The 8,359-nt window shown below is 57.9% G+C and carries 4 protein-coding genes and 1 pseudogene; 2 read left to right on the forward strand and 3 right to left on the reverse strand.

Annotation, left to right across the window (positions count from 1 at the left end):
• Positions 1-138 precede the first annotated feature (138 nt).
• From DIE06_RS37040 to DIE06_RS37055, 3 genes and pseudogenes are all read right to left on the reverse strand, one after another.
• Complete coding sequence (locus DIE06_RS37040; RefSeq protein WP_124665653.1) at positions 139-765, reverse strand: tyrosine-type recombinase/integrase; 627 nt, start codon at positions 763-765, stop codon at positions 139-141.
• A 1,270-nt stretch (positions 766-2,035) separates the two neighbouring features.
• A pseudogene (locus tag DIE06_RS37050) lies at positions 2,036-2,430 on the reverse strand (integrase).
• A 153-nt stretch (positions 2,431-2,583) separates the two neighbouring features.
• Positions 2,584-3,882, reverse strand: coding sequence for an NAD(P)/FAD-dependent oxidoreductase (locus DIE06_RS37055; protein ID WP_124665655.1), 1,299 nt, complete (start codon positions 3,880-3,882; stop codon positions 2,584-2,586).
• Positions 3,883-4,896: 1,014 nt separating this feature from the next.
• On the opposite strand from DIE06_RS37055, the gene DIE06_RS37065 reads away from it, so the two are divergent.
• Together DIE06_RS37065 and DIE06_RS37070 are read left to right on the forward strand one after the other, a co-directional pair.
• Complete coding sequence (locus tag DIE06_RS37065) at positions 4,897-6,291, forward strand: hypothetical protein (protein WP_124665656.1); 1,395 nt, start codon at positions 4,897-4,899, stop codon at positions 6,289-6,291.
• An 852-nt stretch (positions 6,292-7,143) separates the two neighbouring features.
• Complete coding sequence (locus DIE06_RS37070; protein WP_124665657.1) at positions 7,144-7,869, forward strand: type IV pili methyl-accepting chemotaxis transducer N-terminal domain-containing protein; 726 nt, start codon at positions 7,144-7,146, stop codon at positions 7,867-7,869.
• Positions 7,870-8,359: the final 490 nt, after the last annotated feature.

Below are 8,359 nucleotides of genomic sequence, written 5' to 3' on the forward strand. Positions count from 1 at the left end.
GGCAGATGACGGAATCTGAATCATTCTCATCGGAACGGCCGTTTGCCGACTGGAGCGGTCGCTCGAGTGTCCGAATGAGCATGCAGGCTAACGGCGCTTCATGCGCCGGCAAGCGTCCGCTCGCCGGCCATGTTGCCGTCAGACCTCGGTCTGCTCCGCCATCTCGAGGGCATCGTCGACTTCAATGCCGAGGTAGCGCACTGTACTTTCCAGCTTGGTATGTCCGAGCAGGAGTTGCACCGCCTGAAGGTTCTTCGTTCGCCGGTAGATCAGCGAAGCCTTGGTGCGGCGCATGGTATGGGTGCCGTACGCCGTATCGTCGAGTCCGATCGATGCGATCCACCGATGGACCACTCGGGCATATTGTCGTGTCGACAGATGCGGCGACGCATGCAATCGGCTTGGGAATAGATAGTCGGTAGACTTCAATTCCCGCGCCCTAATCCATGCGTCAAGGCTCTGACGAGTCTGCTCCGTGATCTCGAACTGAACTGGTCGCTGCGTCTTCTGCTGCATGACCATTGCCCGCGATCCGACGTGGGTGCCTTGGCAGACGTCTTGCACCTGCAGCCGCGTTAGATCGCATGCCCGAAGTTTGCTATCAATCGCGAGATTGAACATAGCCAGCTCGCGAATGTTCGAAGACATCTGGAGCCGGGTGCGAATCGCCCAGATTTCCGGAAGCTTCAACGACGGCTTCTGGCCGGTGAGTTTGCCCTTCTTCCACGGCACACGATTGGCTGCGCGAGCATTCTGCGTTTCCATGATGATCTCCTTCCAGTTGAAGGGAGATCCAGTGCGCCGTCTCACAGTGGAAGCAGTGGTCGCTACCCGACCCATTGCCGTCATTCAGAGCGCGGCGGAAGCAATGGCAACTTTCGAAAGTGAAGCGGTCGTCCATCGGGCAGGTGCAAGCGATGCAATAAAGACTGCCCTTGCATGGAAATTGCTGCACTCGGATGCTACGTGTCCAATACTTTCACCGATGACGGGGGAAGGAAGATTTGCGCAGTCGCCGGTTGTCGGTCAGACACGCTGTAGCCGACGTGAATACGACGACTGGGCTGCCGCAATGCCAGACGCTATCTCGCGTCGTATTTACATAGTGCATCCCTGACTTGCTCCGGGTTTTCCTTGGCCCGATCCAGGGGGCGTCGTTACCTAAGGCCCGTGACGCTCGTGGGATTTTGTCGAGCCTTATCTCCGCCAAATCATGGACTTCCTTGACGACGCGCACCTGCTCGAATTAACTGAAACCAACGGGATCTCAGATCGGCAGCCCGGCCGCCGGGATCCAGAGAGGGTCTCGCAGGGTCGCGGCCCGTACGGGTTCCAGCTGTGCGAACTGACGAGTTGCATGTACGACATAAGCAATCGCCGAACGAGTTTCAGGAGATGCCATGAAAGCGATTTGCCCGCTGCACGGGCCAACGACCATCATCGGGACGAACGCGTACGGATTTCCGGTTTATGCGTGCTGCTGCAAGGACGTGCCCTATGTAACGCCTCCGGACGCATGTACGCGGGCGCCGGCGCAACGCGGGCCTGACGCGCAGCACCAACTCCAAGAACCGAAGACGAAAAAAGAAGGACACTGACGATCAAATCGCGCTGCCCGTGCAGACATTCAATCGGACGCTGCCCGGCTCGCACGTCGTCGGAGTCGGAGGCCTTCGTTTTGGGCGTGACGACCAGCGTAGTCAGCCGCCGGCCTGCCGACGGCGAAACGAAAGCAGGCACGGGGCTGCGAGCCCGATGTCGATTTTTCGATCTTTCAGGAATTTCGTTACTCGCGCAGGAAAACCGCTGTTTGTTACGGCACGCCCGATCGGATCCTGCAGTGCGGGCATCAGAGCCCGTGTGCTCTGGTTACAGGCCGCCTCTCCGTAGAACGTCGAGGTGAACGATTACGCCTACCGTCGCTCAGTCGAACGTCCGGTTCTTGGGGCGGATTCAACCGGTCGCGTGTCCTGAATGCTGCGGGGCGAACGGCCGCATGTGGCCGGCAAGCGACCGCTCGCCGGCCGCGATGCAATCAAACCTCCATCTGCTCTGCCATCTCAAGCGCATCGTCGACTTCGATGCCGAGATAGCGAACCGTGCTTTCCAGCTTCGTATGTCCTAGCAGCAACTGCACCGCGCATCTCGAATTGCACCGGCCGCTGGGTCGTCTGCTGCATGATGGTCGCTCTGGACACCACGCGGCTTCCCTGGCGAACGTCTTGGACCAGCAACCGCGTAAGATCACACGCTCGGAGCTTGCTATCAATCGCGAGATTGAACAGCGCGAGCTCACGAAGGTTCGATGCCATCTGAAGTCGCGTCCGGATCGACCAGATTTCTCGTAGCTTTAGCGGCGGCTTCTGCCCGGTGCAGCTTGCCCTTGTTCCATGGCACGCGGGCGTCAACGACGACATTCCTGGATTCCATGACAAGCTCCTTTCAAGCGAAGGGAGATTGAGTGGGCGCCTTTTCCGACGGGCGCTATCCTACCCATTGCGGTTCGTCGCTGATGCTTTCGGCAATGTCCGATGCGCAATCGGCAAACGGCCGCTGCTGAGCGGTTCCAGGAATCCAGTCCGATCAGGTTCGAGGTGCGGGCATCTCCGGCAGCGAAATCTCGATTCCGCGGCGGTGCAGTGTCGAGAGCACGTGATACACGCCCTTAAAGCACATCACCGGGAGTGCAGCGCGCCAGCTCCCCCGGAGATTTCCTGCCAGCAGATTGACGACGCCGTCTCGCATCCACAAGCGATTGGACGGTGCCATGAAAAGCGTACGCATGACAGGATCGTTCACTCGATAGATCAGCCAACTGATCCGATCCATTGCCTCTGACAGTTCCTTGTTGACTGCTTGCGCAAGCTTCTTTCCTCGTGCCGGATCGTCGAGCCAAACGTTGGCGGCCTCGGCGCCGAGTTCTCCGCCAGTCATCGCCATCAGTACGCCTGTCGAGAACATCGGATCAACAAATCCGTAGGCGTCGCCGATCATCAGAAAACCGTTCCCGTTGCCTTCGCGCGCGCGGTAGCTGTAATTGGCCGTGCTGTAGACGTCCGATACGCGCTGTGCGCCTTGAGCGCGAGCCGCGACGGTCGGGCTCGAAGCGATGCGCTCGGACAGCAAATCGGTCGCCGTTCCCTTGCGCTCCTTCCACGCCGATTGATTGCCGACAAAGCCAATGCTCATTGTGTCATCGGGCAGCGGGATCAGCCAAAACCAGCCATCCTCCGCAAGATGAATGCTGATGTAGCCCGCCAGTTCACCTTCCCGACGCGTTACGCCAGTGAAATGCGCATAAACGGCCGCCGTGTTGTTGTACTTGTTCGAGGTCTTGACCTTCATCCGCGACGCGAGAAACGTATCACGGCCCGAAGCGTCGAGCACGTAGCGGGGATGCCATTCGCGGGTGCCGCCCGATTCGTCCTGGGCGGACACGACGTGACGTCCGCCGGCATCGTCCAGCTTGACTCCCGTGACACGAGTACGCTCGAAACACTCGGCCCCGCGCGCGACGGCGTGTCTGAACAACAAGGCATCAAGGTCCGCACGCCGTACTTGCCAGGCGTGCGTACGGTCCCGATTCAGTGCGTTTTCGAACGGAAACGCGCAGCTACGGCCCGTACGGTCCGAGACGAACTCTGCACCCGGCTTATGGACACCGATCTCTCGTACCTGATCCAGAACGCCGAGCCGCTCGAAAATGTCGAGGTTACGTGGCAGCAGGCTTTCGCCGATATGGAAGCGCGGATGCGCTTCCTTCTCCACGAGCACAACGTCGCGTCCATTCATCGCCAGGAAGGCCGCCGCAGTCGCACCAGCGGGCCCGCCGCCGATAATCAGCACGTCGGGTCGGCTCGAATCACTTTTCGATGAGTTCATTGCACTTGCTTCCAAAAAAGGGCGTATTCATGGACCAAAGCAAAAATGCTATGGCAGACGTTGGTCAGCTTTCCCCTCGGGCACCGTCCACGTAGCCTCAAAGCACTTGAGTGCAATTTCTGCGGGCCCATTCTTTCGACTCGGATCGACACTCTCATCTTTTCCGTCATTCAACGCAAGGCCGACAGAGCGACCGTCGCCGAAAAAACACCGAGCACGAGGGAAGCACTGCGAAGCAGATATTTCGGCGTCGGAACTCCCAGGCGACCGGCGCCGAGCTACGCGCCTAGACCAACGCAAAGCAGTCCGATCGGAAACACTACGTAAGCGCTATTTCCTTCTGGGGTATGTGCCTCACCGTGCTCGCGCAGATCTTGCCCTGGCTTCCGGTCGTTGCGCGAACTGGAAGCGCGAGTCAGACTGCTTCCCGTTGCGCTGATCAGGAACAGAAATTGCGGGCCGCTCGATAGTCTGCGCGTTCGTGCAATGGACGCGCGTGCAAGCAGAAGCAGACGTTCTAAATCGACGCTCACTTTCCCTCGACGGCCAGGCTATAACCTGGCGCACCCTCCAGCACGGTTTGCAGCCGGTCTATGTTGTTCGAAAGCTGACGGTCGATGAGGCGTAGCGTAGGCCTGGACATTGTCTTGGTGGTTGGGACAACGCATGTGACAACGATTGTCGACCATCAAAGCGCCGATGTCGAATGAGCGCAACTGGCCGCTGCCGCCGAAGCGGACGACGGAGTTACCTCCGCCGAATCAGCAGGTTCCACCGTACAACGGTCATTCGTTCCTGCGAGTCCCTTGGCGCGTCGATCAGCCTTTGCGGACGGCCGTAACTGCAGGGTATTGACGATGAATGCCCGCTTTCAATCGTCGAAAAACACTGTAAAGCCCAAAGGTCGGTATGGTGGGATTTGGCTTGACCACGTGCCGCCCCAAAAACGTGACTACGCACCGTGAAAGTGATACTTTACAGCGACCAATCCGCATATCACCGGGACAATTTGCCATGACCATCCTGGACGAAAGCAAAAAATCGCGCGCACTTCGAGAGCTTGAAAGTTTTCGATCCGCCGCCGCCAACCCGGAGACAGGCAAGACGCCTGTTCAAGAATGTCTTATATTGGATCAAAATCGAAAGCAGGTCATCGACCAGCTATTGTTACCAGTGCTCGGTCAATTTCTCAGCGGATCTACGGATCTTGGCACTTTTAAGACAGAAGTCGACCGTATCAACAAGCGCCACGAATTGTGGGGCTTTAAGGGCATAAAAGGGCAGATGTTTTTCAATCTGCTTTACAATACATGTGCTGATGTCGATGAACTAACTGCGGAACTTAAATCGGCTATAGAGTTACCTTCTGACGAAGTTGTAGCAAGGAGTCGAATTCGGAATTTCGCGAGCTACGTTCGGCGGTCTGGCGAAGAACACGTTGCAAACGGAGGCGGCAAGCATTCGCGGCCAAAGCCCTCAAGTATCCCCTTCTTTCTTAGCTACTTTTGGCAGATTCAAGCCCCTGACCAGTGGCCCGTGTATTACACGAACAGCGTACAAATACTATCCGACCTGAACCTTTACCAACCGACGGAAGACCTGGCCGACGCCTATATAGGTTACGTTCATCTTGACGCTGAAATTCGCGACCTGTTTCGGCAGCAACTTGGGCAACCTGTCACGCTCTACGACGTGGAACATGTGTGGTGGTACGCGAAGAAGCCCGCTGTGGTGTCGGTCGCTGCCGCAACGATCACGGGTGTCACGAAACAAGAACCCGAATCGAAACTCGTCGTTGATGGAATAGCTTCGCCGTTACAGCTACCCGACAGCTATGTCCCTCCGATTATCAGCATCATTCCCCTGCTAGCCAACAATGACCCGTCATTAGAAGCTCTGGCAAAGGCCGCTGGTACCAGTATTTCTCGTGCGTTCGAGAAAAGTGTGCATGCGGCTTTCACCATTCTCGGTTATGACACGCAGCTTCAAGGGCAAGGACAAGGTCGTATTCAGGACGGTCTGGCAATCTCGGCAGACCACTCGTACGCGATTCTTTGGGATGCGAAGGCAAGGCAGAATGGCTACAAGATGGGCACAGACGATCGGACTATTCGCGAATACATAACGACGCAAAGCAGAGAGTTGAAAAGGCGCCGACATCTGCGAAATCTTTACTATGTTTTGGTATCCGGTTCTTTCCAAGATGACTTCGATGATCTGATCCGCAGTCTCAAAATGGAGACTGACATCAGTGAGGTCTGTCTTGTTGAAGCCGACGCGTTTGTCACCATGATCGATGCGAAACTACGTGATCCCAATCTTTTGACTTTGGGGCCCGACGGGATGCAGCGATTATTTTGCAAAAGTGGTCTGCTTACCAGTGAGGACGTCAGAGAAGAGCTCGGCTAGACTGACCCCCGATTCTGATCAGAAGGCTGGCAAACGGGACGTTTGTCGATCGAATTGATGGAGTACGGCGAACGACAGGAAAGACCGACGACACGGCGACGAGGAAAGTGGATTGAACGTTCCTAAACAAGGCGGAGCGACCGTTTGAATGTCCGCCGCGGTATGCAATCGACCGGCAGTTCATGGCCGACAGCACGCATCCGCTGGCAGTGACGCGCACACCCATCAGCCGGCCGTGGTGCTCCAGAGGTCCCGAAAGCGACCTCGACGCGCGCTAACCCGACCGCAAATGTTTCGGCAATAGCTTGCAGAGGCCCCTTTCTTCATGCCGGCAAATTAAAGCGCGCGACAACCGGTGTGCAATCGTGGTGCAGCACACCATTGAATTGCACCATCTCCATTCTTGCTGCACCGCACGCAACACGCGTGACTCGCCTTCATTTCACTTCGGCGCCAATCGATTTTCAACCGCCGCTCCCCAGAGCCGGCAATGAAATGGCTTACGCTTGCCCGATGCGCTAACGGCGGCATGGCTTTGCGCAATGCAGACATGTCGAGTCGCGAGCGTCGGCCCATCTGCGGGCACGAGGCAGCACGAATTGGCACAGGTATTGCGTTGGATCCGATACTGGCCAACGGCGGCCGTTGCGTTTCACCAGTTTTCCCTACGCTCTTACGAGCGGATGCGGGGCAATGGCGTCCCGGAGCGACTCTTGCGCTGATCGGCCGATCGGTTCGTGCGCGTGTCGCTCCGGGATTTTTTTTGTCTCGATGACAGGAGGAGCCGGGATGCGCACTGCACTCCCATGGGGTTCGACACATCGGCGATCTCCGCCCTACACCTTCCAACACATGAAACGACAGACGCATTCGACTCACGCCCCGGTCTCGGCACAAGCGATCGGCGAGCTCATCAATCTGGCCGGCCGGCAGCGGATGCTGTCGCAACGTATCGTGCTGCACGTGCTGCTTGCTTCGCGCGGAGACGATGCCGCACTGGACGTCGCAAAGCAAAGTGCGGCCATGTTCGCGAATGCACACACCGATCTGGTCGAGGGCAACGAGCAGTTACCTGGCGTGTTCTCCGGCGCGCTGAAGCAACTCTATTTCGGCACCCCGCGCGCAGACGAGCATGTCCGGCACTTCATCGCGCACACGGCCAAAGTGTTCGCGAGTCTCGAATCGGGCAGCGCTGCCACGGACGAACAGGTCGACGCGCTCGTCAGGCAGGCCACTCCGTTGCTCGAGCTGCTGCAGCAGATTACGCTCGCATACCAGAACGAAATGCGCGGCATCGAGGCCGAGGCGCTCAAACGTCAGGCGAGCATCGCCGAACAATTGGGCAGCATCTCAATGCAAGCCAACATCGTCGCGCTGAATGCGCGCATCGCCGCCGCGCGCGCGGGCTCGTATGGCCGCGAGTTCGCGGTCATTACGACAGTCCTTGCCGACATCATTAAGGAGATGGATCAGCTGATGTTCAGCGTCATCGGCACGCGCGGCCCGGCCGAAGCGTCACCCGGGCGTAGCGCCATGGCACACGGCCGGCGCGCAGGTGTCGGCGCTGCACTTCGATAGCCGCAACGAGTATCTTCCCGAACGTCCGCACCGAGAAGCAGCGGCTCTCCGGTGTCTACGGACGTCGGTTTGGCTTCGGTAGTGGTCGTTCGTGTCACGATGGTCAGACAGGCTGCTCAGGGTCGATAGCCGGCCCCGCATCCAGCTGCTAGCGGCCACAAACGCAGCGGCCGCCCATCAGCCCTCGCCCGCCTTGCGGGCACTTGCGCTCATCCTCGTGTCTTGCATCGTCTGCCTATGCGTCCGACCGCCGTCATCCCAGGATCGATGTCACAAAAGATGAGTCGTTCGATACCTATAGTGATAACCCTTCTTATCATAATAGTCTTGTTTTGAAGATAAACTGATGGGCAACCAAACGTGCCCCGTATCGTACCCGCAACGACACCGCTCCCTGCGCACCGGTTCGGTCGTATACAGAGGTGGCCTCACTCCTTCGGACAGTTTTCTGAGATTTTTAAGTGGAACGTCCGAGGCAATCATGCTGCCG

The sequence above is a fragment of the Burkholderia sp. Bp8998 genome (genome assembly GCF_003854235.1).
Classification (GTDB): domain Bacteria; phylum Pseudomonadota; class Gammaproteobacteria; order Burkholderiales; family Burkholderiaceae; genus Burkholderia.